Annotated in this window: 24 protein-coding genes and 1 pseudogene; 22 read left to right on the plus strand and 3 right to left on the minus strand. The window is 65.7% G+C overall.

What is annotated here, in order from left to right:
• Positions 1-386: 386 nt before the first annotated feature.
• The 3 genes from L0U85_RS03435 (at position 387) to L0U85_RS03445 (ending at position 3,791) form a co-directional block, all read left to right on the plus strand.
• A complete protein-coding gene (locus tag L0U85_RS03435; RefSeq protein ID WP_241376330.1) occupies positions 387-1,079 on the plus strand; it encodes a hypothetical protein in 693 nt (230 codons plus the stop codon).
• Between the two features lie 138 nt (positions 1,080-1,217).
• A complete protein-coding gene (locus L0U85_RS03440; protein ID WP_241376332.1) occupies positions 1,218-2,129 on the plus strand; it encodes a hypothetical protein in 912 nt (303 codons plus the stop codon).
• Between the two features lie 396 nt (positions 2,130-2,525).
• Positions 2,526-3,791: a helix-turn-helix transcriptional regulator gene (locus L0U85_RS03445; RefSeq protein WP_241376334.1), complete on the plus strand. Its 1,266-nt coding sequence runs from the start codon at positions 2,526-2,528 to the stop codon at positions 3,789-3,791.
• A 10-nt stretch (positions 3,792-3,801) separates the two neighbouring features.
• Here the strand turns inward: L0U85_RS03445 and L0U85_RS03450 are convergent.
• Positions 3,802-5,580, minus strand: a pseudogene (locus L0U85_RS03450) (prolyl oligopeptidase family serine peptidase); the annotation flags it as partial.
• Between the two features lie 240 nt (positions 5,581-5,820).
• Between L0U85_RS03450 and L0U85_RS03455 the strand changes: the two are divergent.
• The 8 genes from L0U85_RS03455 to L0U85_RS03490 all read left to right on the plus strand — a co-directional run bounded on the left by L0U85_RS03455 (position 5,821) and on the right by L0U85_RS03490 (position 12,021).
• Positions 5,821-6,180, plus strand: coding sequence for a hypothetical protein (locus L0U85_RS03455; protein ID WP_241376336.1), 360 nt, complete (start codon positions 5,821-5,823; stop codon positions 6,178-6,180).
• Between the two features lie 131 nt (positions 6,181-6,311).
• Positions 6,312-6,722 carry a hypothetical protein gene (locus L0U85_RS03460; protein ID WP_241376338.1) on the plus strand — a complete coding sequence of 137 codons (411 nt, stop codon included), beginning with the start codon at positions 6,312-6,314 and terminating at the stop codon, positions 6,720-6,722.
• Complete coding sequence (locus L0U85_RS03465) at positions 6,719-7,711, plus strand: Gfo/Idh/MocA family oxidoreductase (RefSeq protein WP_241376340.1); 993 nt, start codon at positions 6,719-6,721, stop codon at positions 7,709-7,711. The genes L0U85_RS03460 and L0U85_RS03465 overlap by 4 nt, the downstream gene beginning before the upstream one ends.
• A complete protein-coding gene (locus L0U85_RS03470) occupies positions 7,708-8,979 on the plus strand; it encodes an aminotransferase class I/II-fold pyridoxal phosphate-dependent enzyme (protein WP_241376342.1) in 1,272 nt (423 codons plus the stop codon). Before L0U85_RS03465 ends, L0U85_RS03470 begins: the two co-directional genes overlap by 4 nt.
• Positions 8,972-9,406, plus strand: a complete 435-nt coding sequence (locus L0U85_RS03475; RefSeq protein ID WP_241376343.1) for an NUDIX hydrolase — start codon at positions 8,972-8,974, stop codon at positions 9,404-9,406. Before L0U85_RS03470 ends, L0U85_RS03475 begins: the two co-directional genes overlap by 8 nt.
• Before the next feature lie 634 nt (positions 9,407-10,040).
• On the plus strand, positions 10,041-10,598 hold the full coding sequence (locus tag L0U85_RS03480) for a hypothetical protein (protein ID WP_241376344.1): 558 nt from the start codon (positions 10,041-10,043) through the stop codon (positions 10,596-10,598).
• Between the two features lie 377 nt (positions 10,599-10,975).
• Positions 10,976-11,350 (plus strand): hypothetical protein, encoded by a 375-nt coding sequence (locus L0U85_RS03485; RefSeq protein WP_241376345.1) that lies wholly within the window; start codon positions 10,976-10,978, stop codon positions 11,348-11,350.
• Positions 11,347-12,021: an SAF domain-containing protein gene (locus tag L0U85_RS03490; RefSeq protein WP_241376346.1), complete on the plus strand. Its 675-nt coding sequence runs from the start codon at positions 11,347-11,349 to the stop codon at positions 12,019-12,021. Before L0U85_RS03485 ends, L0U85_RS03490 begins: the two co-directional genes overlap by 4 nt.
• A 26-nt stretch (positions 12,022-12,047) precedes the next feature.
• Here the strand turns inward: L0U85_RS03490 and L0U85_RS03495 are convergent, their stop codons facing one another.
• Positions 12,048-12,257, minus strand: a complete 210-nt coding sequence (locus L0U85_RS03495; protein ID WP_241376347.1) for a hypothetical protein — start codon at positions 12,255-12,257, stop codon at positions 12,048-12,050.
• 78 nt (positions 12,258-12,335) lie between these two features.
• On the opposite strand from L0U85_RS03495, the gene L0U85_RS03500 reads away from it, so the two are divergent.
• From L0U85_RS03500 to L0U85_RS03550, 11 genes are all read left to right on the plus strand, one after another.
• Entirely contained in the window at positions 12,336-12,794 is a 459-nt protein-coding gene (locus L0U85_RS03500) for a hypothetical protein (protein ID WP_241376348.1), read from the plus strand.
• The gene (locus L0U85_RS03505; RefSeq protein WP_241376349.1) at positions 12,784-14,067 is read left to right on the plus strand and encodes an ATPase, T2SS/T4P/T4SS family; all 1,284 of its coding nucleotides are present in this window, start codon (positions 12,784-12,786) and stop codon (positions 14,065-14,067) included. The genes L0U85_RS03500 and L0U85_RS03505 overlap by 11 nt, the downstream gene beginning before the upstream one ends.
• Positions 14,064-14,909 carry a type II secretion system F family protein gene (locus tag L0U85_RS03510; RefSeq protein WP_241376350.1) on the plus strand — a complete coding sequence of 282 codons (846 nt, stop codon included), beginning with the start codon at positions 14,064-14,066 and terminating at the stop codon, positions 14,907-14,909. The genes L0U85_RS03505 and L0U85_RS03510 overlap by 4 nt, the downstream gene beginning before the upstream one ends.
• A complete protein-coding gene (locus tag L0U85_RS03515; RefSeq protein ID WP_241376351.1) occupies positions 14,906-15,754 on the plus strand; it encodes a type II secretion system F family protein in 849 nt (282 codons plus the stop codon). The genes L0U85_RS03510 and L0U85_RS03515 overlap by 4 nt, the downstream gene beginning before the upstream one ends.
• Before the next feature lie 21 nt (positions 15,755-15,775).
• Positions 15,776-15,988 carry a hypothetical protein gene (locus tag L0U85_RS03520; RefSeq protein WP_241376353.1) on the plus strand — a complete coding sequence of 71 codons (213 nt, stop codon included), beginning with the start codon at positions 15,776-15,778 and terminating at the stop codon, positions 15,986-15,988.
• A complete protein-coding gene (locus L0U85_RS03525; protein ID WP_241376355.1) occupies positions 15,985-16,386 on the plus strand; it encodes a TadE family protein in 402 nt (133 codons plus the stop codon). Before L0U85_RS03520 ends, L0U85_RS03525 begins: the two co-directional genes overlap by 4 nt.
• The gene (locus tag L0U85_RS03530) at positions 16,383-16,796 is read left to right on the plus strand and encodes a TadE/TadG family type IV pilus assembly protein (protein ID WP_241376356.1); all 414 of its coding nucleotides are present in this window, start codon (positions 16,383-16,385) and stop codon (positions 16,794-16,796) included. Before L0U85_RS03525 ends, L0U85_RS03530 begins: the two co-directional genes overlap by 4 nt.
• A complete protein-coding gene (locus L0U85_RS03535; protein ID WP_241376357.1) occupies positions 16,793-17,233 on the plus strand; it encodes a hypothetical protein in 441 nt (146 codons plus the stop codon). The genes L0U85_RS03530 and L0U85_RS03535 overlap by 4 nt, the downstream gene beginning before the upstream one ends.
• Complete coding sequence (locus L0U85_RS03540; RefSeq protein ID WP_241376358.1) at positions 17,230-19,773, plus strand: LysM peptidoglycan-binding domain-containing protein; 2,544 nt, start codon at positions 17,230-17,232, stop codon at positions 19,771-19,773. Before L0U85_RS03535 ends, L0U85_RS03540 begins: the two co-directional genes overlap by 4 nt.
• A gap of 148 nt (positions 19,774-19,921) precedes the next feature.
• Positions 19,922-20,605, plus strand: coding sequence for a hypothetical protein (locus L0U85_RS03545; protein WP_241376359.1), 684 nt, complete (start codon positions 19,922-19,924; stop codon positions 20,603-20,605).
• A gap of 277 nt (positions 20,606-20,882) precedes the next feature.
• Entirely contained in the window at positions 20,883-22,340 is a 1,458-nt protein-coding gene (locus L0U85_RS03550) for an ATP-binding protein (protein WP_241376360.1), read from the plus strand.
• A gap of 74 nt (positions 22,341-22,414) precedes the next feature.
• Here the strand turns inward: L0U85_RS03550 and L0U85_RS03555 are convergent.
• A partial coding sequence (locus tag L0U85_RS03555; protein WP_241376361.1) for a VRR-NUC domain-containing protein occupies positions 22,415-23,686 on the minus strand: 1,272 nt, incomplete at its 5' end.

Below are 23,686 nucleotides of genomic sequence, written 5' to 3' on the forward strand. Positions count from 1 at the left end.
GGGGTCCCGGTCAGGGATCGGCCGGGACCCCGGACCCGTGCGCGGGACGGCGAAGACGCCATCACCTCCTCAGTCGTGCGAGTGAACGGTTCGACTGGAAGCAGCCCCGCGCAGCGGGCCCGAACCGCCGCACCTCGCGGCGGTTCACTCCAAAACCGCCGCTTGTGACCGGCGAAGAGAGCGCTGTGAACGACCGGGCGCGGTCACGAGTGATCACACGCGACTCCGTCCCGTGGGCCGATGCCATACGACTGAGACGGCTGTGACCGCCGAATTTCTCGGCCGTGACCGTCGGTGAACGCCTGTGAATGGCCGTGCCCGGGCACAGCGTGGCGCGATGGAGTTCCCTCGCTCTACGGCGAACGCGAATTAAGGGAGGTACGGCCATGCTGCCGCTCAATCTCATCGAGGCCCATTTTCTCGGCATCGAGGGGCCGATGCCCCTCCGCGACCACCACGGCCCGGGAACGCCGGACTCGGCGACTGCGCCTCGGCGGTTCCGCCGGTGGCTCCTCGACGACACCGCCCCGCTTCCCGTCCGCGATCAAGTCTGGGCGGAACTGATCCTCAATGTCCGCGAGGCCGACGACGCGGAACAGCTGAACCTGGTCCTACTCGGGCTCGCAGTCCCCGGCCTGCGACGGGCCGTCAACCGCGCCAAGCTCCAGAGCCCTGGAACGGAACGCGCCGACCTCGAAGCCGAGGCGATCAGCGGGTTCCTCGCTGCGATCGGCACGGTCGATTTCACTCGCCGTGCCATCTGCTCGCAGCTGTGCCAAGCAGCCCACACCGCTGCCCGTGCCCTCGGCCGCTCGAACAGGCGACAGCGCCACGAACCCGAAGAAGCACTTCTTCTCGAAGAGCCTGAGCACCTGGGAGTCGGCCACGTCGACCTCGTGCTCGCCAACGCCGTCACCGCCGGCGTCATCGACCACGCCGAGGCTCAACTGATCGGCGCCACCCGACTTGACGGCGAATACCTGACCGCGATCGCCACGAGGACCGGCGACACCTCCCTCGCGGTCGGACTCCAACGCCGCCGAGCCGAACAACGCCTAACTGCCTGGCTGTCGGCGTGAACATGAGCGCTGATCTCGGCGGAGTCCGTTCCGACAAGGGGGTTGGCGGTATTGCGGGCCTGCAAGCGTTCCATTACCGTGGACCGGGCAGCTCGAACCCCGAAGAGCTGCTTCAGAATTACGACTGGCGGAGGTGGCGTGGCATCGGTCGACGATCTGTCGGGTTCTATCGGTCGCGCTAAGGATGCAATCGTCCAGGCGGCAGCCACCGTCACGGCCTCGATTGATGAAGCCGACCATCTGGCCGAAGGCTTCAAGATGATCGGCGTCGACGGCAAAGTCGATGAGGTCAACGCCATCAAGGTCAACCTGGAAGCGCTCCACTCCGGCCTTGCTGCTGCCGCGGAGCTTGTGGAGAACATTCAAGCCCAGGCCGAGGCACTTCGAGGATCGGGCAACGCGCCCAACGTCGCAGCCACATCAAGTGCTCTCACCGACCAGGTGCCGAAAGCTGGCGACCGACAACGCTCAGCGCCAGTTGGTCGGCAGTACCGATCAAGTGGGGATCCCATGCGAGCCCTTGGTGCAGGCAGGCAAACCCATCCCGCTGAGTGGCAGGCGCACCTCGACGACGCCGAGTCGTATGGGGTCGAGATCCGCCACCGGCCGGGCGCGATCTTCTACACTCCCGGTCTGCGACGCGGTCAGCCAGGACAGCTGGTCATCGACGATGATGCCTCGATCTCAGCGATGCGTCACGAAATGAGCCATGTCCAGGATGACAAGAATGCAGGCTGGAGAGGCTTCGAAGGTGCCTACGACAAGGACTTCCTGTGGGCGTCAGAGGAGCGCGCCTATAAGTTGGAGATCGGCTACGCCCACCAAGTCGGGCGAGCAGATCTCGCAGCCGAGCTCACGCAGCTGATGGCGGAACGGAAGACCGAGATCTACGGGACCGAGGGGTTACCATGTTCGAACCGGACGACCAGTTCACGCCCAAGACCACCGGGCACCTGCGTGACATCGCCATCGACGAGAACGCCTCGGTCGTCGACCGTGGCCGCGCGATCATCGAACTCGGACGCCGCGCAGCCAAAGAACCTGAGCTGACCGCAGACCTCCTTGGCTGGGCCGACAATCCGAGTTTCCACCGCTCACGCTGGGTCGGACAAGTCACTCTGGCCTGGATCGCCGCGCTCGCCGTTGGCTACTCCCAATCCGACCCTCAAACACGCAGCAGGCTCCGAGAGGTCCTCGACCATTGGAAAGCCTCGGAGCGTGAGCTGCTGTTGTCATGGGCGTCAGGAGAAGTCTGGCTCCAGGACATGGATCGCTGAGGCAGCTCACCGAGCCGAGGCGCAGCGATCCCAAGTACGCCACTGGACTGGGGAAGGCAAAGACGCGCCTTGCGGGGGCGCATGTGGGCCCAGCGGCACGCTGCGCGAACAATCGATAGCATGGTGAGATCGCGAGCACATTGCGTTCGAGCCGTGATTCGGGGCCGCTATGGGGCAGAAGCAAAAACAACTGACGCCGACGGAGTCTTTGTTGGACTACTTCGGTGCTCAGCTCCGCGCGCTGCGGGAGCAGGCGGGAGTTCTACCTGCCGAGCTGGCGGGAAGGCTCTACATCGGGCCGGATCTCCTGAGGAAAGTCGAAGTGGGCGAGCGGTATCCGTCCGCCGAATTCATCGAGCGCGCTGACGACATGCTCGGGGCCGGTGGATTGCTCCGGGGCCTTGGGCCGCTCCTGGCTCGCGAGCAGGCGTTCAGAGCACGGACCGGATCGACGCCATTGAAGTTCAGGCCGGAACTCAACGATGCGATCGTGCTGGACTGGATGCTCATGGACGTGGCATGGGAATCCGCTCGAGAAGACGACTCCGAAACTTCAGAATCGATGTTGGCGGAGTTGCGGCAGGCTGATCATGTGCGAGGGGCAGGTGCGACCTACCCGAAGCTTCTGGCTCATCTCGGAGCCGACTTCGAGGCCTTTGCACTCCGGACCCCCAGGACGGCGATTGGCGTCTTGGAGCTGGCCGCTTACAACGCCGTCGACCTCGGCGCGGACTCCGCCGCACAGCGGCACTATCACAAGGCGCTCCACATCGCCCTCAGGACAGGCCAGCGCCGACACGGCGCCCACCTGATCGCAAGCCTCGCCTACCTCACCATGCAATGCGGCCACCCCAGGTCAGCTGCGCGCCTCGCTCAAGCAGCGCTGACCGGCGTCGGTGACCGGACGACTCCGGTCGAGGGGGCCGTCTGGTGGATGATCAAGGCTCGGTCGCACGCGAAGATGCAGGAGCGCGAGGAATGCGTCAAGGCCCTGGGGCGCGCTGAAGACCAGCTCACCCGGGAACCGTCGGGCGGGGAGGTGGAGCTGATCTCCTATTTCGGCTTGGCGGATCTAGCTGATGAGCGTGCACATTGCTTCTTTGACCTCGGCGACTTCGCGAATGCCCGCGATGAGGCCGCAAAGGCGTTGGAGCTGTTGAACCTCGATCGCGTTCGAAGACGCGTCATCGACTCGGCACTTCATGCGTCTGGCCTGACGCGAACCGGCGACCTCGAACAAGCCGGCATGGTCGCCAGACAAGCCATCGGCGACAGTGGAACGCTCCGGTCGTTCCGGGCGTCGCAAGCGCTAGCCGAGATGTTGGCGGAGCTGCTTCCGCACCAGAACGTCGGAGTCGTGAAGGACGTCTTCGAGTTCGCGAGGTCGGCGGCCCCGGTAACCCCTTCGTTCCCGAGTTCGGATGCACGGAGCTGAGCACCGCGCGGAACGCCTCCACCTCGGCCTCAAGGACCTTCGTCTTGACGGCAGTTCCCGAAAGATAGTGACCACCGTCCGGGAACCGAATGAGATCGACGGGCTTCCTCATCCGGCGCAGCGCCTCAGTGAGCTTCACAACGTCGTCAACGGGTACGACCTTGTCGTCATCGCCGTGAATGAGCAGGACCGGGATGCCGATCCGATCAGCCTGCACGGGTTCACCTCTGAGCGCCCGAGCGTTGGGGCGATGGAATCGGGGCGTGGCGGCGATCCACTTCGCCGGGTCGACGATGGCAGACCTGGCGACCGCCAGGGCGAAGGGGCTGTCCGGGAGGCTGGCCGCATTCAGCGCAGTGAACCCGCCGGCGCTCGCGCCCAAGATGAAGGTCATCCCGGCCGCAGAGCGGCCGGTGTCAATGGCCCATCGCGCCGCGCTCGCGCAGTCGATCGCGTCGTACTCTCCCCAATGGCCGTACAGGGACCGGCGGAACACCCGTCCGTAACCGGTGCTGCCGCGATAATCAACGTCGATGACCGCGAAGCCCTGATCGGTGTAGTACCAGAGGTCTGCATCCAGCCGCATCTCAACATGGTGGGTAGGTCCGGGATGGGCACGCACGATCACCGGTACCGGTCCGTCTACATGACCGCGTGGGGGATGCCAGACCACGGTGATCGCCTGCCCATCGGATTCGATGTCGAGGATCTCGGATGTCTGTCCGGTCGAGTTCGGAACGGCGGATTCGGAAGCTCGAACAACGACGTCACCGTCCCGGCCATCGGGGTCGATGAGAGCGATCTGTGCCGATGTGCGGGAAGAGGAGCCGATCAGCGCGACACGTTCATCGAGCGCCGTCAAATAGGGCTTGATCGATGTGTACGGCAGCGGGATCTCACGGATCGCGCCGTCCCTCTCCACGAGAAGGAGCCGAGCAGGTGGTCCCTTCCTGGCGAGCAACACGACACGTCCGGACTGGAGGAAGGCATAGCTGGCATAGCCGAGTTCCCAAGGCGCGGCTGCACAGTCGGCCTCCACGGGTGCGACCGGCTCGGGCTCGCCGTTCTTCCATCGGTACAGGTTCCACCAGCCGGTGCGGTCGCTTAGGAAGTAGAGCTGGCCGTCGGGTCCCCATCTGGGTTCAATGGCCGACTCGTCGGCACCTCCGGCGAGTCGGACCGGGGAGGAGATGCTCTCCCCGGGATGGTAGTCAGCCATCCATATTTCGCAGTGGTTCCAAGGCGCTGCATCCTCCGGCCACTGGGCCCACGCAACTCGTCGATGGCGAACCGCCGGTGAGGAAAGAAACGGGGCCTGATGCAGGGTTCGCACTGCTCTTGAGCGCGGATCTACCTCGACCAACTGGTCGACCGAACCCGAGTCGCTGACGGCGATGAGCGCATTCTCGGCCGGTGAAAGGGCGCCGAACTGGCCGGGATAGTCCGTGATCCGACTGCCGGTTTCGAGGTTCACGATCTGGCCCGACGCACTCTCGACCGCGAACAGGCCTTCAGGAGTCACGGTGAAACACCCGCCACCGTAGGAGTGAGCGGAACTGCCTGCGCTGAACTGGCGTGCCTCAACGCCATGCTGTGGTGACCACCTGGTGATCGAGCATCCGGAATGCCCCGACTCGACCCAGAAAAGTGTGTCGCCGAAGACCTGTAGTTCATCGAGAGTCAGCGCCTTGGAGGCGATGGATTTGGCCGAGGAGGCGGAGTCCGTGTCACTCACGCCCCCACCGTACGCCGGTCCGCAACGAAGGAACCTTCGAGATCGGAGAGGCATCTGTGCGGAGGTGCGCAGGCAGGCACGGATGGGCCGAAGCTTCGCCCGGGCTGAGGAGAGGAGCAGCCGATGCGGACAGCCGGCTTGTCCGCATCCGAAGCCTTGGGAGACGGGAGGGCCCGTGGGTAAATGGAGTCGACGGCCAGTTCATTCGGGCTAGCCGTGAGCGGCGGGCCGTCGCCCTAGTTTCCACACACGTTCGGCGGCCCGCCTCCACCAGCACGACCGAAAGGCGAACCGGTGACACACGAAACAATACCGGGCGGGCACGCCGGTGACCTTCGACCGCTTGATGCGGCGGACCTGGTCGCGGACGCCTTGCCGTTGGAAGTCGTCGACATCGATGGACGTCCGATCACTTTCATCTGGTACTACCGCAGCGGCGTAGACCGCCTGACACTCGTTTCAGACAGTGGCCGAGGCGGAGTCGTCGAAAACCTCGACTCGATGAAGCCGCAGCTCCGCGAGGACCGCGACTGGAAGGAATGGTTCTCGGCGAACAACCGTGTCGAGCGGACCCTCGCCGCAGCGGCAGAGCAATGGCGCCACCGCGGGGAGATCGTTGCCGATAGAGCGCTTGCGGGCGGCGAGGGCTCATGAAACTGCGGCCACGGAGGTTCGGAACTGACGAGGCAGCCGCGCCGAAGGAAGATGGCGATGGGGTTCGAAAAGCCCGTCTGGGCGCCGGAACCCTGCTAGGGGCCTTCACGGAATCAGGACTGCGAGTCGAGGTGATCCTCGCCGGAGAGCACCGACTGTGGTTGCAGTGCCGACCGACGCGCAGCGACCGCAACGTCAAACCAGTGGACATCGGCCCCGTCACTTGGGACGACTACAGGACTCCGAGCCTCGCGCCGGTCCCCGAATGGCTCGATGCCAACTCTTGGGCCACGAGCATCCTCGTGCTCAAGTCCGCTGCCCTGTACCGGGCCGTGGCAAACGCGGAAGCGCTCAATCCGACCCTCGGCATCGAATTCAACGCAGACCTCGGCGACTTGGTCTACGAAGCCAAGCCAGTTCGTGAACCTGCTGATCCCCCTCAGGGTCGCCGCGCGGTGGGGCGCGGCGACCCGCCTCCTCCCGCAATCGCGCGCAACGGACCCAACATCACTCCTTCTCCTCGCAACAGGAGTACGACATGATTCTCAAAGCCGCCGTTGTCGGGCTCGGCGCCCAGGCCCGAGAAGACCATCTTCCGGGACTGGCGGCCTCCGACGCCGTCGAACTCGTCGCCTTGTGCGATGAAAACTCGGAACTCGTTCACGAGCTCAGTTACCAGCTCCACGTCAAGGGATACGTCGACTACCGCGAGATGTTCGCCAGCGAGCGCCTCGACCTGGTGGTCGTCTGCGTTCCCCACCATGTCGGGCGCGCGATCGTCGAAGCCGCGGCGGAACACGGTGTGCACGTGCTCAAGGAAAAGCCTTTCGCCGTAGGCATCGACGAGGCCCGCGAACTCGCCGCCATCTGCGACCGGGCGGGAATCCAACTGATGGTGACCCTCCAGCGGCGGTTCAACCCGATCTACACGAGCTTTACCCAGCTGGCCGACCAGATCGGCACTCCGATCGTGGTCGACGCCCAGTACACGCTGCACATCGACGACCCCTCCGAGGGATGGCGAGGCAGCATCGCCCAGGCGGGCGGCGGCTGCGTGATCGATATGGGCTACCACTTGGTCGACATGATCCTGTGGTACTTCGGCCTCCCTGATCGGATCCTGGCCGACACCTCGGCTTCCGCCAGACCCGACCGGTCCTACGATGCAGAGGACACGGCCCTGATCCATTTCGGATATGAGACGGGTCTCTACGGTTCAGCGCTGCTGTCGCGGTTCATCGGCCCCAAGAGCGAGCAGATCCGCCTCGTCGGCTCCAAAGGCATCGTCGCGCTCGAACGCGGCCGACTCCGCCGCTTGGACAACCACGGCGAAGTCATCGAATCCCTCGCCCGCGAGCAGTCCTGGCCCGCTGCCGCCACTGCACAGATCGAGCACTTCGCCCGCGTCGTCGCGGGCACCCGTCCGAACCTCAGCGCGCCCTCCGACCATCTCCCGCACCTGGCATTCATCACCGCCTGTTACGAATCGGCGCGCACCCGAACCGCAGTAAAACCGAAGGAGCTTCTGTGAACTCGCCGCTCGCCCTGCTCGGCGGGACGCCCGCCGTGCGCAAACCCGAACCGCACTTCACGTGGCCGCCGGTCTCCGATTCCACACACAAGGCCGTCACCGATCAGCTTGGTCGAGCCGTGTCGATCTACGACCGATCCGGAATCATCGCCCACCTCGAGGATGCTCTCGCCGACTACTTCGGCGTCCAGTACGCGCTGCTGACCAGTTCGGGAACGGCGGCGCTGTACTCGATGTACGCTTCAGCCGGGATCAGGCCCGGCATGGAGGTCATCGTCCCGGCGTACACCTTCTTCGCCACAGTCACCCCACTGCTGCACCTTGGCGCGATTCCGATACTCGCCGAATGCGACGAGCGAGGCAACCTCGATCCCGCCGATGTGGTCGCCCGGATCACGCACCGCACCAGGGCCATCGTCGTCACTCACATGTGGGGGACCCCGGCGGACACGTCCGAGCTGCGTCGCATCGCTGACCTGCACCGACTCCGCCTGTTCGAGGATGGTTCCCACGCACACGGGGCCATCGGTTCCAGCCGTAAGGTCGGCGCCTTCGGGGACGCAGCCGCCTTCAGCATGAACGGTCCCAAGCCTCTCTCGGCCGGTGAAGGCGGGTTCCTGCTCACCGACGACCCTGAGATCTACTACGGAGCACTTCTGCACGGGCAGTACAACAAGCGCTGTCGAAGCGAGATCCCGGAGACCGACACGCTCCACCGGTATGCTGTCACCGGCATGGGGCTCAAACACCGCATCCACCCTGTCGCAGCCGCCATCGGCCTCGAACAGCTGGCCCGGCTCGGCAGCTACCTGGACGGACGTGAGCGGGTCGCCGGCCGAATGATCCAGTTCCTAAACCGCGTCCCCGGAATCTCCGTGGTCGAACCGATCGAAGGAGATCGCTCCTCCTGGTACGGCATGATCCTCAAGTACGAGCCTGCCGAGCTTGACGGCCTCCCCATCGACCGGTACTTCGAGGCGGTTCAGGCCGAAGGAGCGATCGAAGCCGATCGGCCGGGATCGACCTGTCCGCTGAATCTCTTGCCGCTCTTCCAGGAGCCGGGAGCACTGTTCCCCGGCCTGGCGAGCCGCTTCGCCTATGCTCCTGGGCAGTTCCCCCGCGCCGAGGCGTTCCACGGGAGCATCATCAAGCTCCCTGTCTGGCACCAGGAGGACGACTTCAGGACCGCCGACAACTACGCCGAGGCGTTCCGGAAAGTGAGCGCCCACCACACCGATCTGATCGAAACAGGAGCAAAGCGTGGATGACCAGTTGATCAATCAACTCACCGAGCAAGCCGAGCGTGACGGGATCGTTCAGCTCGTCGTTGGAGCCGTAGTCGCGGATGAGGACCGCGTCCTTCTGCTCAAGCGGCCTGCCGAGGACTTCATGGGCGGCATCTTCGAACTCCCCAGTGGCAAGGTCGAACCGGGCGAGAGCCTCGATGCGGCTCTCTCTCGGGAAACCAAGGAAGAGACAGGGCTCGACCTGGACGAGATCACTGACTACCTCGGCCACTTCGACTACATGAGCGGCAGTGGTAAGCCCAGCCGCCAGTTCAACTTCGCCGTCAAGACCACTGCCACTGAGCCGGTCGTCCTCACCGAACACGATGAATTCCAGTGGGCCACAGTCACCAAGGCCGTGCCCGTGACCGATGCAGTCAAAACGGTGCTGACGAAGTTCATGGTGTGAGCGAATTCTGACCCCTCCCGGTGATGACCGGAGGTGGCCCGGCAACTCCACAAGGCCGGGCCATCTCCGAATCCTCCGAACCAAGATCCCTGAATCATGAAGCTGAGCAAACGAATCCTTATCGCTGGCATCATTGTCGTCCTCCTGGCGGTCGTCACTACCCTTGGCGCGATTGCAATCTCAAGTCCGACCGGCCGTATTTCAATCTATGTATCGCTCGCTCTCGGGGCGTGGCTCGGCCTGATCGCGTATTCACGGTGGCGCTGGCCACGCTTGGCCTGCCGGACGTGCGATGGCACGGGCAAGGCCTTCGAACCTCTCGTATTCCGCATTGTGTGTCTGCGTTGGAGCCGACGAGCTTGGCGTCTATGCAGGGCTTGCGGAGGTTCGGCGTGGGATGAACGACCGAAGGGGCTCTACCTGCGGTAGTCGGGCCTTGGCGAGGTTCGATTGAAGAGAATTGACGCCGTGGCTGCTGAGACTTGTCTAGACGCCAGTGCCTTATGTGACTCTATGTAACCTAGAATTCACGATCTCTGTCAGATTTTTGATAGCGAGCTCTTGACGCGCTACTCAGTGTTGCGACACGGTGGTTGACAGGTCCCTCCTTGATCCCCTATAGGAGGTTCTGCCTATGGACCGTCGTCTCGTTCTCCCGCTGGGGTTCGCACTTGCAGCTTCAGTTGTCGCAGGCTGCAGCGAATCGGGTGATCCCGTCGATGAGCCGACCGAAAGCCTGCCGTGGCAAACAGAGTCGTCCTCAGCGGCGGAAGTCGAGTTGACCCCTGACGAAGCCGCGGTGGCGGTATTTGAGGCCTACTGGCAGGCCATTTCTGAAGCCGCGGCCATCCCGGACCCTGAGTATGCCGTTCTTCCAGACGTCGCGAGCGAACAGGCGCTTGACGGAGCCATCGCCATGATCCAGGAGCAGGTTGACGAGGGCACTCGCGCGGACGGCGTGATCACCTTGTCGGACACGACTGTCGTGGAACGAACCCCTGAAGACCAACCCACCCAGATCGTGATCGAGAGCTGCGTTGATACCTCAACGGCCGTGATCGTCGATATCGAATCCGGCACCCCCGTCTCGGACGCGACCTATGGCCGGAGGTACGCCAAGGCGGTCGTTCTGCTCGATGACGACCGCTGGTACGTGCGGGCAATCCACACCGAGGAGGTCGGCACATGCTGAGGTCTGCACGCTCACTCGGAGCCTCAATCGGGGCGATCCTGCTGCTGCTTGTTGTACTCCCAGGAGCCGCTTCGGCGGATCTCGGCGAAGTGGACTGTGAACCTCAAGACCCATTTTGCGACATCATTGCTGGAGACGACGGCGAAGATGACGAAGGCGCTTCCGATGGAAGTGGCAGCGATGAGGACGAAAGCTCAGGCCCAGGATCAGGCGAGGGCACGGACGTTGATTGCACCGCCCAGCCCGGACAGGCGCCTCCAGAAGAGTGCCTTCCGGACCCGCAGGTCGCGCCGATAGCGGACCTGGCGGAGCAGGCTCGGGATCGGTTGGTGTTGCCGGGGCCGGAGCTGGCGGCATCGCCTGCCGAGCGTCAGTTGGTGCATCTGCCGACGTGGCTGGCCCTGTCGGAGTCGTCGTGGGCTCCCGTGTCGGCATCGGTGGCCGCTGGGGCGGTGACGGTCACGGCGACGGCCGCGCCGTCGCGCGTGGAGTGGGGCCTCGGGGACGGCACCGTGGTCATCTGTGAGGAGCCGGGGACGATCTGGCGCCCGGGGATGGACCCGGAGGCCGAATCGCCTGACTGCGGCCACACCTACACGCGCTCAGCATCCGAGATCGAGGTGACGGCGACGGTGTACTGGACGGTGACCTGGACGTCCACTATCGGGACCGGCGGGAGCTTCGCCGACCTCGCGACGGCTTCGCAAGCGGTGTGGGAAGTGGCTGAGGCACGGTCGGTGATCGTGCGATGAGCCAGATGATGACCTCCGAGTCCGCTCCGGCCGAAGTGGAGTACGAGACGAGCGGGACTCGGCTGCCGCGGCGGCGGTCGTGGCCGCTGGCGCTCGTCGGTGCCTTGGCGATGGTGGTTTCTGCCGTTGGATTCGCGCTGGTGGTGCTGAACGGTGAGGAGCGGGTGCCGGTGCTGGTGGCCGCCAGGGACATTACGGCCGGTGAGGTGCTGCAGCTGGCTGATACCGCCGAGGTGCTTATGGTCGTCGATGACCGGCTCGGCTTGATCGAGGCCGATGCGGCATCGGCGGCGATCGGGAGTGCGCTGGCGGTGCCGGTGGTGGCCGGGACGCCGCTGACCGAGGGAATGCTGTCGGGCTCGGCCTGGCCTGAATCGGGTCGAGCCGTGACCACGCTGCTGCTGGCCGCGGGCCAGTTCCCCATGGACGCGCAGCCGGGCTGGAGGGTCGCGGTCTACGTGCCGCTCAGCGGCAGCGGCGAATCCGAGGACGCGGCGGCAGCGTCGGGGTCGGCGGTGTGGAGTTTCGAGGCCGTGGTGCTGAGCGTGACGGCCACAGGTGAGGATGCGCTGTTCGGGGTCGAGTTCGCCGAGGAGGACGCGGCCAGTCTGGCGCTGGCGAGCCTCGACGGGGCGGTGATGGTGGCCCTCGGTTCGAATGGGAGCAACTGATGAGTCTCGTTGCGGTAGCGGGAGTTTCAGGCTCCGTCGGGGTGACGGCTGCGAGTTTGGCGTTGGCAGCGTGGTGGCCGGAAGGGCAGACCGCCGGTGTGGTGGAGGTCGACCCGACTGGCGGTGACGTGGCGGCGCGGTGGAGTGTCGCAATCCGTCCCGGTCTCGTAGAAGTCGCCGCTGCGGCGGACGCTGGCGGCGTTGGAGAGGAGCCCCTGGTCTACGGCGTACAGCACCTACAAGTGGCGGGGCGCCGAGTAGGAGTGGTGTGTGCGCCGCCGGGCGGTCGCCAGGTCGCTGCCGCCCTGCCGGTCGTGAGCCCGCCGGCCTCGAAGGCCCTCAATCCGGCGGTGGGTGTGGCTCTCGCGGATGTCGGCAGGCTCTGGCCCGAATCGCCCGTGTGGAATCTGGTCGAGTACGCCGAGGTGACGGTGCTGCTGGTGGAGGGTTCGGTGTCGGCGGTGGCGCATCTGCGCAGCCATTTGGCGGCGTTGTCGGCCCGCCGGGCAGGACCGGTACTGGTGGTGTGCGCGGGCGGTGAGTATTTGCCCAGCGAGGTCGCCGCCGCACTCGCCGAGTTCGAGCGAGTCGAAGTGCTCGGTGCGATGCCCGCCCCCGGGGCGGTCTACGGCGCGTTGCGCGGGTTCGCCCGTCGCCACGCCGCGAAGGAATGGTCCCGGCTTTCCTCCACTGTGGCTGAACGTCTGCGGTCGGTGCCGAGGGCCGCGCTCGCCGTCGAGGCGCATCCGCCGGGGGTGGCCGATGGCGACTGATGAAGCGGCCCTGATTCAGACGTTGACGGAGGCGGCCCGGGAGTGGCTGCGTGAGCGCACCAACGAGTACGGACTGCCCACCGACCAGAACGCGGTGGCGGCGATGGCGGTGGAGACGGTCCTGCGCGACCACAATGGGGCGCGCCTCATGGAAGGCGACGCGCCTCTCGATCAAGCACTGCGGGCCCGGCTAGGCCGCGAGGTCGCGGCGAATCTCGCCGGGACCGGCGGGCTGGCTCGGCTGCTCGATGACGAAGCGGTCGAAGACATCTGGTGCAACGGCTGCGACAACGTCTGGATCCGCAAGGGCGGTGTCGACTTGCCTGCCCCGCCGGTCGCCTCCTCGGATCGCGAGCTGATCGAGATGGTTCGCTCGATCGCCGCCGGTGGCGGCGTGGCAGCCCAGGAACGCCGCTGGGACCGATCGGCCCCCATTTTGGACCTTCAGCTGCCGGACGGATCGCGCCTGAACGCGGTCATGGCCGTTTCCAGACGGCCAGTAGTCTCAATCCGCAGACACCGACACCTCAAGGCTGACCTCGCCGAACTCGAACAGCTCGACGTCCTCACCGCCCCGGTGACACGCCTGCTGCGAGCGGCGATCGCTGCCAGGTGCAACATCATCGTCTCCGGAGAGACCGGCGTCGGCAAGACCACGCTGCTGCGTGCCCTCGCCTCGCTGCTCGACCCGGCCGAGCGCCTGGTCACCATCGAGGACAGCTACGAGCTTGCGCTCGATGCCGACGCCGACGTCCACGCCAACGTCGTGGCACTCCAGGCCCGGTCGGCGAATCTCGAAGGCGCCGGGGAGGTCGGTCTCGGGGAGCTGTTTCGGGCCGGGCTGCGGATGAACCCGAGCCGGGTCTTCGTCGGCGAGGTCCGCGGGACCGAGACGATCGTGATGCTCCACGCGATGACTCAGGGCAACGACGGCTCACTGTCCACTATCCACGCCTCCTCATCAGAGGGCGCGGTCTCCAAACTCATGCTCTACGCCCTCGAAGCCGCGCCGCAGCTGACGGAAACGGCCGTGGCCCGGCTCATCGCCGAGGCGGTCCATCTCGTCGTTCATCTTGCGAGTGATGCCGATCGGGTCCGCCGCGTGGTGTCGGTCCGGGAGCTGTGTGAAGCACACGGCTCGACGGTGACCAGCAACGAACTGTTCCGCACCAGGCCGGGTGGTGTGGTGCAGGTGGGCTCACCGCCTTCGGAGTCACTCCAGCGGCGGCTGGTCCAGGCCGGGTGGCGGCCCGAGCGGGTGGTGGTCCGATGAACACCCTTATCACCGCCATCGCCCTCGGCGGCCTGTTCGGCCTCGGAGCGGTGCTGCTTGTGGCGGGTCTTCGTTCACGACCGGTCACGGAGCGCTCGTCCCGTGGCTCGGTGGCCGTGTGGTTGCGCGCGCGATGGCGTCGCTTGAGCGCTGCCGCCCTTGCTGCGGCAGTGGTCGGATTCATCACCGGCTGGCCGGTCGCCGCGCTCGGGGCCGCCGGGCTGGCCTGGGCCGCACCGAAACTCTTCGGCTCCGACCGCACCGGCCGGGCCGAAATCGACCAGATCGACGCCATCGCCGCGTGGATCGAAAGCCTCCGCGATGTCCTCGCCGCCGCAGCCGGTCTGGAACAGACCATCACCGCGACCGCAGATCATGCCCCACCGCAGATCCGCGATCAGGTCCAAGCCCTCGCCGCCGACCTGCACGCCGGCCGCCCTCTTCCGGAAGCTCTGGCGGACTTCGCCACGGCCGTGGACGACGAGACGGCCGACATGGCGGTCATGGCCCTGTCCGCCGCCGCCTACCAGTCGGGCAACCTCGCCGACCTACTCTCCCGCTTGGCCCGCACCGCTCGCGACGGCGCTGCGGTCCGAATGCGGGTCCAGGCCTCACGCGCCCGGGTGCGCACCGCCAGCCGCATCATCGCCGCCGTCGCGCTCATCTTCCCGGCGGGCTTGATCGTCCTCAATCGCGAATTCCTCGCCCCCTATGCGACCGTCACCGGACAACTGGTGCTCGCGGCCGTTGCCAGCCTGTTCGCACTCGCCCTGTGGTGGCTGGCCCGGCTCGGCTCACCCGCCAGGACCGTGCGCCTGCTCGATGCCGGAGGCACAATATGAACCCCGCAGCGGCGATCGCGCTCGGCGCGCTCTTCGGCGCAGGACTGTGGGCGTGCCTGGCCGGACTGCGCAGGCGAAGGCCCCCACTCGGCCGCGCCCTGGCCCGCCTCGCCGGAGAAGACACCGACGAGGCCACCGGCCTGGCCGCACACCTCGGCCTGCCCTCCAAGCGAACCCGCCGCGATCTCGACTGCCTGGGCCGCAGCACCAGCGACCACCTGCGCCGCCAAGGCATCACCGTCACGGCGTGCGCATTCGCCCCGGCGCTGCTGACCGGATTGGCCGCGCTCGGCGGGCTCGGTATCTCCTGGCTGCTGCCGGTCTGGTTCGGGCTCTTCTGCGCGGCTATCGCCTACCTCGCCGGAGAACTGGCCGTCCACCGTGCCGCCGACGCCGCACGGGTCGAATACCGCCACGTCCTCGCCTCCTATCTCGACCTCGTGGTCATCGCACTCTCCGGCGGTGCCGGGCTCTCCTCGGCCGTCCACGAGACCGCCCGCGCTGGAACCGCACCGAAATGGCGGGCCATCGCCGCCGTGCTCGAACGCGCCCGGCTGCTGGGCGAGCGGCCCTGGGATGCGCTCGCCGAGTTCGGTCGGCGGATCGGCGTCGCCGAGTTCGAGCAGTTGGCCGCCACCGTCGGCCTCGCCGGTGACGAAGGCGCACGAGTACGCGACTCCCTCGCGGCCCGGACCGAGACCATGCGCATCGCCCGCGTCGCCGAAATCGAAGCCGATGCCGCCAGCGCCACCGAGAAGATGAGCCTGCCCCTGGTGCTGCTGGGGGCCGGGTTCCTCGCGTTCGTCCTCTACCCGTCGCTGTCAGCGGTCCTGACCGGACTATGAGATCCCCACCTGGAGCACGCCATGTCCCCAATCCTCACCACCGTGATCGCACACCTGTTGAGTTTCGTCGCCGATCGGTGGCGGCAGCTCCGGGCGACCGAGGACGCCGGAGAGATCGACGAGAAGGTCATCATCATCGCCCTCATGTCAGCGGCGACCATCGGCATCATCACGACCATCATCATCGTGGCGCTGACCAGCCGCGCCGAATCGGGCGCCGGGTACCTCGAATGAACGGCCTCGATGCGGACTCACTCAGCGCTGACGACGGGTCGGCGACGGTCGAGTTCGTCATCGCCGTGCCCGCGCTGATGCTCATGCTGCTCATCGTGGTCCAAGCCGGGATATGGGGCATCGCGACCTACACCGCACACGCCGCCGCCGGTGAAGCGGTGACCGAACTTCGCGCTAGCGACGGCACCGCGGCCACCGCAGCCGAAGCGGCGGCCGAAGCCGTGGCCGACCTCGGTGGCGGCTTGGACAACCTGGGCGTCACCGCAGAGCGCGACGGCCAGAACGCCACGGTCACGCTTACCGGGACCGCTCCGGCCCTCATCCCCGGTCTCGGCCTCCCCGTCGAAGTCACGCAGGACGCGCCCGTCGAAGAGCGACTGGAAGACGAAGCACCATGAACCGCAACCGGGAACGGCCCTGGCACGACGAGGGCTCCAGCGCGGTGGAGACAGTCCTGATCATGCCCTTCCCGATCTTCCTGCTGCTGTTCACCGTCGTCGTCACCAAGCTCGTCGGCGTCGACATCGACGTGACGCAAGCCGCCTACCACGCCGCCCGGGACGCGAGCCTGCAACGCGGCGCGAGTGAAGCGGTCGCCGCCGCGCAGAATACGGCAGAGGCCAGCCTGCCCGATTGCACCTCTTTGGACGTCGACGTGGACCTGGAGGACTTCGCCCCGGGCGACACCGTGACCGTCACTCTCACCTGCGACGTGCCGATCCTGGGCGTTCCCGGCTTCGAGGGCACCACCCAGACCCTCACCGCCACCGGTACCGCGCATATCGACACCTGGCGGGCCGACCTATGACCACCAGGACGAGAGACGAGCAAGTCTGGGCGGATGAGGGCGGAGCGACCGTCTACATCGTCGGACTCGTCCTCGCACTCTTCGCCGTCGCCGCGCTCGTCTTCGACGTCGGCCTCGGCATCGCGACCAAAGCCGACGCCCGCAATGTCGCCGCTGAGGCCGCGCGCACCGGCGCGGCAGCCATCGACCTCGCCCACTGGCGGTCCACCGGGGAAACCCTCCTCGATCCGGGGGCAGCCGAAGCCGCCGCACTCGACTACCTGACCGATGCCGGCTACGCCGGAACCGCCGAGGCCACAACCGGATCGATCACCGTCACGGTCGAGACCTCCTGGGACCCCGTCATGCTCGACGTCATCGACCAGGGAACGTGGACGGTCACCGCCACCCAGACCTCCGAACCCTCATCAGGCACCCTCCTGGAGGCACCGTTATGAGGACCCTCAAGGCCGCCGCCGCGCTTATGGCTATCGCAGTCCTGATCATCGGACCACCGCTGCTCCTCACGGCGGCAGGCTGGCCGCTTCCCGACCACGTTCCCTCCCTGGAGGAATTCTGGGCGACGGCTGCACGTCCGCCATCGGATCGACTCGTACTGAATGCCGTGGTGCTGCTCGGGTGGGTGTTGTGGGTCGCGCTGCTCCGGGCCTTCGCCGTCGAACTCTGGCGTCAGGTCCGTCATGCCAGGTGGGGCACCGCGTCGGCCACGCCGGTCGGTCGCGGCCCGCTGCGCTGGGTCGCGGCAGTCCTCGTTGCCGCCGTCGTCTCCGCCGGTCCTGCGGCGGCAGCCGTTCCCGCCGGTGCCGAAGCCGAGTCGATCACGGTCGCCGCACCGATCGACCCGGCCGCCGAGCACACCGAGGCCGACGAGCGCAGCGGCATCCATGCGCAACAGAACGATGCCGAGCAGGTCGTCCACGTCGTCGAACGAGGCGACACGCTCTGGGACATCGCGGCCGATGACGACTACCTCGACGACCCGCGCCGATACCCCGAGATCTTCGAGGCCAACGAAGGCGTCACCCAAGACGACGGCCGCGCGCTCGAAGACGAAGACCTGATCTATCCCGGATGGGAACTGACCATCCCCATAGTCGAAACGGACACCGAGGAAGAATCTGAACCGACGACACCACCACAGACCGAGGACCCCGAATCTGAGGCCCCCGAGAGCGAGCCTGAGACAGGCGACCCCGCGAGCCCGAGCACCGGACCGAGCGGTGACGAGACCGAAGCCTCCCCGAGCCCCTCAGCCGACTCCACCAGTCCGCTACCCGAGGAGGACGGCGTCGTACCCGCCCCTTCGACCACCGGACCGACCGAGACTCCCGAACCCGACTCCGAATCGGAAGCAGCAGCGCAGCAAACCAACGCAGCCGACACGGCATCGACCGCTGCGGAGCACACCGGCACCGGGACACTCCCGACAGGACTGTGGCTGACGGCCGGTACATTCCTCGCCCTCGGGACCGGTTTCAGCCTGCTCGTCTTCCTGCGCCGCAGACGAGCCCAGGCCGGTCCGCCAGCCGACGAGGGCCGCACCCTCACCGGCCGCCTCGCCGACCTCGATGCCCTCCTCGAAGACGACGAAGCCCCGCCCGACCCCGTCCTACCGCTGGCAGTCAACAAGGACCGCCGCGACGCACCCGAAGCATCCCTGCTCGACTGGGCACACGACGGGCTCGGACTGGACGGCCCCGGCGCGCACGCGGTGGCCCGCGCCGCGATCATCACCGCAGCCACTTCCGAAGTCCCAGTAGTGGTCACCGCCAGCACCGCGGAGTACATCGGCCTCGATCCCGCCCACACGCCAGCACACTTGACCGTGGTCGCCGACATTGACGCCGCACTCGATGCCGCAGAGGAACGGATCGAAGACCCGGTCTTCGACCTCTCCGCCGGCCGCATCGATCTGCCGCCGCTCCTGCTCATCGCAGAGGACCCTCACGACCGGGAACAGCGACTCACTGAAATCCTCGAACACGATCTGATCGGAGCACTGGTCCTCGGCGACTGGAAACCCGCGCAGCTCACCATCGCCGCCGACGGCACCGTGACCGCCTACCACCCGCCGGAGGCGGGCCTGGATCGCCTCGAACGCTGCTACATCGCCGACCCCAGCACGCTGAACGAGGCCATGAAGGTGACAATCGAACCCGCGCCAGCCCCCATCCCAGATCCCGAACCCGGCGACGAAGACGACGGGCCACAAGAACAGCCAGAAGCCGAAGAGAGCGAGCCTGCCCCGATCGAGGACACCCCCACCACCGACGCGAAACCCCGACTCATCCTCCTCGGAGCACCCGCCCTCACTTGGCAGGGCCGTCCGGTCCAATGGCGCCGCCGCCGCAGCCTGGCCCTCCTCGCCGCACTCGCAGCCGCACCCGACGGCCTCACCCGCGACGACCTCCTTGAAACCGTCGTCGGCGACTCCCACGTCGACAAAGCACGCGGCCACCTCGGCACCATCGCTTCAGACACCCGCCGCGACGTCCGCGACACCACCGGACTCGACATCCGCGCCATCCTCCACGACGACCAGACCGACCGCTACCGGCTCCACCCCGACATCACCTCAGACCTCGCCGACTTCCGCCGCCAACGACACCTCGCCGCCACCAGCACCACCGACGCCGAACGCCGCGACCACCTCACCCGAGCCCTGGCCTGCTACGGCGGCGACTTCGCCACCGGCCTCGACGACGACTGGTTGGAACAGCCGCGAACCGAACTCCGCGCCGCCGCCTACACCACCTGCCTCCACCTCGCCGCCCTCCACCGCGACGCCGACGACCTTGACGCCGCCACCGCCGTCCTCGAACGCGCCACCGCCACCGCCATCGACCGCACCCGCCCCGACGCCTGGACCGCCCTCATCGACACCCGCACCACCGCAGGCGACGAGGTCGGAGCCCAGAAAGCCCGCCGAGGACAACGCCTCTGGACCACAGGCGATCACAACACGACCCCCATGTGACCGCTTGTGACCGGCTGTGCCCGTTCACAACCGTTCACAGCCTCGCGGGTCCCTCCGTATAGCCCAGCGCCACGGCCATGCTCACGCACGAAATTGTCATACCTGAGGGGCAAGATGGATCGATCCGGTGAAAGGAGAAAAGAACCCCATGTCCTTCCGCAACTACAAGCGTGGCGTCGTCGAAGCCCTCATCGCATGGTGCCAAGGCACCTGCTATTGGCCCGACTGCGAACGAGCGGTCATCGAGATGGTCAACGGCAGGCCCGTCTTCGACCTGGAGACCGCCCACATCTGCGCGAAGAAGCCGAACGGACCCCGACACGATCCGAGCATCGACCCCGACGCCTTCGACAACCTCATCCTGCTGTGCGGCAAGCACCACAAGGAAATCGACAAGCTCAACCCCGCCGCCTATCCCGTCGACCTGCTCAGGGCCTGGAAACGCCAGCGCGAAGCGGGCGGCGCAGGTCCACTGCGCGAGCTGCGTGGGTTGGACGAGGACCTGCTCCAGCTCATCATCGACCGGCATATGGTCCCCGCCTTGGACAAGATCGGGAGCGCGCTCGACCACCTGGAGCAATACGACGTGGAAGCCGCCGCGATGCTGCGAAACATCCTCGGCGAGCTCGAAGGGTTCAAGCGCCAACACCCCGGTCTCAACGAGGGCACCGTCAGCATGCTCTATGAGGCCAGCAAGATTCTCGGCGCGATTGACGAAGGCACGATCGCCTCGCTCCGGACTTCCACCGAAACCCTGGACAACCTTCCTCAGCTCGTCGAGCAACTCAACCTGGCGGTCAGGGCAGCAAAAAACATCAGCCCGTACATGTAGAAGGGCCGAGACCGTTTGTGCGGCCTGAGAGTATGGTCCTTCGTGGCCCAAGCTCGTAGCTCTGTCCCGCCAAGGAGTATCTGAATATACACTGACGGGAGTCGATCACCGATGTTACGGATTGTAACGTCGTTTTCCGGAGTAACCGACCGGAGGAAACCCCCTGCTGACCAGAGATAATCTTCATTCGTTCAAAGCGGCGTTGTCTACTGCCTTGCGAACGACGAATTATGCCAATGATGCACTGAGTGACCGTTTTATTGAACTTCGCCCTGGAATGGTCGCCACGCTGGAGTCGACGGTAAACCACCTCGTCACTGGGCGTCGCGGTGTCGGCAAATCCACAACGCTTGCTGTTCTCCAGCGCCGAGCCGAGCAGGCCGGGGCGAAGGTCATCTTTGTGGACGTCGAACAGCACAAGTCGCGTGAGTATCCCGACGTCCTTATTGAGATCATCATGGACGTGTTGGAAGCAATCCAACCTAAAGGGTGGAAGAAGCCGCAGCGCCTGTTGCGCAAGAAGGTGAAGCAGCTCCTCGTTGTGCTTGCTTCGCTGCGCGACGCGGGCCCCGAGGTCACCACCAGCACTGAGAGCGACGCCACGCGAACTCGTGATCTTGGCGTCACGCTGTACGGCGGCGTCGCTAGACAATTCGCAAAGCTGAGCGCAACCGCAGGTGCCACCAGGTCGAAGCGTACGAGATCCTCGCAAACCTCCACCCGGACACGGCGGAAGGAGGACTTCTTGAGAGACCTCGCTCCAGCAATTTCCCGTGCTCTGGAAGATGCTGCCAAGCTCGACGGCCGCAAGTCTCTCCTCGTCGTGCTTGACGACTTCTATTTCATCGCAAAGGAAACTCAGCCCTTGGTCCTCGACCACCTTCATGGCATTTCAAAAAGGAGCAATGTTTGGCTGAAAATTGGAAGTGTGCACTCTCGAACTCAATCATTTATCGACGGTGACCCACCTCTCGGGATGCAGCCGCCACACGACCTTCAGCACCTTTCGCTCGACGTTGGCCTTGCTGACTTCGCTACGGCGAAGACCTTCCTCGAAGAAGTCGCAAACGGTGTGCTTGGTCCCGCAGGGTTCAGGATTCGAGACGTCCTGACTGATACCGCCCGTGAGCGGGCGGTCCTGGTTGCGGGTGGTGCGGTTGCCCGCGACTACTTCGACCTACTTATCGCTGCGGCGGACACCGGCTGGGAGGCAGCGAAACGCAGTGACAAGAATGCGGATTCGTTCACGATTAGTGCAGAGCATGTTCAGGCCGCGGCTGGCATCAGACTCCAGAGGAAACAGACCGACCTACGCAACGATGCCGGCCGGGAAGCTCCAGCCCTGGAGAAGCGGTTTGACGATCTTGTAAGATTCGTTCGCGACCGCGACACGTTCTTCTTCCTGGTGCGCCGAGATCATTTGGACACTCCCTGGGGCAAAGAGATTGTGGAGCTAGAGGATCTCCGGTTCGTTCATCGCATCGTGACAACTAGGCCCAATACTGGTACGTGGCGCGGCGTCGATACCGTGGTCTTCATGGTGGACTTTGCGGCGCTCGTTGAGAAGCGAATGCGTAAGGCTCCCGTTGAGTTCTGGAAGCCCGGAAAATCAGACGAACTACGCCGGGCGGAATGGGTGTACGACCCGAACTGGGCCAAGGAATCAAAGAAGGCTGCGCAGCGCGGGTTGCAGGAAGAAGACTTCGAGGATGTCGAACTACCCTTCGAAGACTAAGAGCGGCAGCGGGACCCTCAGCGTTCCCGTCGTACCTGGTTGCGGCGCTTATGGTCTGCGCTTGGGTGGGCCGATCACGCCTGCTGACAGGTGCGGCATGACTCGATGCGGTGCAACTTGGCGATCTGGATCGGGAACCCGAGATGCGCCTCGTTGGCAGCGATCCAGTCCAGCTGATCGTCGCTGAGCCGGTCCTTGCTCGACTTCACCTCGATCAGCCGGTACTCATTGCCCTGCCCGCTCGGATTGCGCCGCCAAGCCAGCAGGTCAGGCCAACCCAGGTAGCGGCCCCAGTAGTCTTCGGCCAGGAACCGCAACACCGCCCGTACGGCCTCAGCGCCAAGAATCTCGATGAGTTGGCGCGCCTTGATGATGTCGGCGGAAGTGTTGGCCCACAGGTACTGCCGCAGTGGAGTGGCGAGGTCAGCCCAGTAGTCGAAGGACCACAGCAGATCAGCCGTGTCGCCCTGCAGCAGCCGGAGATGGTTCTCGAACGCAGCCAGGCGCCGCCGGAAGTGATCGGCCGACCCCACATCGGCCGGTTGCCACGACTGGACGGGCTCGTCACGACTGTTGCCCTGGTCCGGCCCGCGGCCGAACATTACTATCTGCTGCGCCGGATCGGCCGGGTCCGCCACCCATAGGTACATCATCGTGCCCCAGAGGGCATGGAATGGGCGGCTTTCAGTCTGTGCCACCTGCCAACCGTCCGTACGCAGCAAGTCTGCCGTGAAGTCTTCAACGTTGGCAGCCGCGGTGCAGTCGCCGCCGAGCGCCGAGACTTGGACCCGCCCTTCGACTTGGGCGTGATAGCGGACCTCGATCTTCCACGTTTGGACTCCGGAGTGGTCGAGCCGTTCGGACGCTGAAGCGGTGTCGAACCGGTAGTAGGGGGTGGTCTGGTGCAAGCGGTTAAGCTCATCGAGCACTTCGGATTCGATGCGCTTGTACTTCTCGCCATGCTCCTCGTACCGGAGCCGCGCATACGTGGCCGGGTCGATCCAGTCAGGGACCGCCCCGGCGTACTCGCGCAGCCAGGCAACGAACCGCAGCTGCGATTCGATCCACAGCTCTCGCCAGTAGTAGCGGCGCAGCTTGGACTCATAACGGTACGGCCGCCGCGGCAACACCGGACGGTCCAACCCACGGCAGGCGTGACACACACCCGGCTCCAGCAGCCGATCAACTTGTTTGCGGGTCGCGTCGTCGGAGTCGAGGTACCAGTCCTCGGTATAGGGGGTCAAAGAGTTCGCAAAGGCGCTCATGCACTCACACGTCATGACCGAGCGGCATTGCCCGCACCGGCCTGGATTCTTCAGCGGCTCTTGTGGCTTGAGTAGCAGCCT

Source organism: Glycomyces sp. L485, from assembly GCF_022548875.1.
GTDB lineage: Bacteria > Actinomycetota > Actinomycetes > Mycobacteriales > Micromonosporaceae > Glycomyces.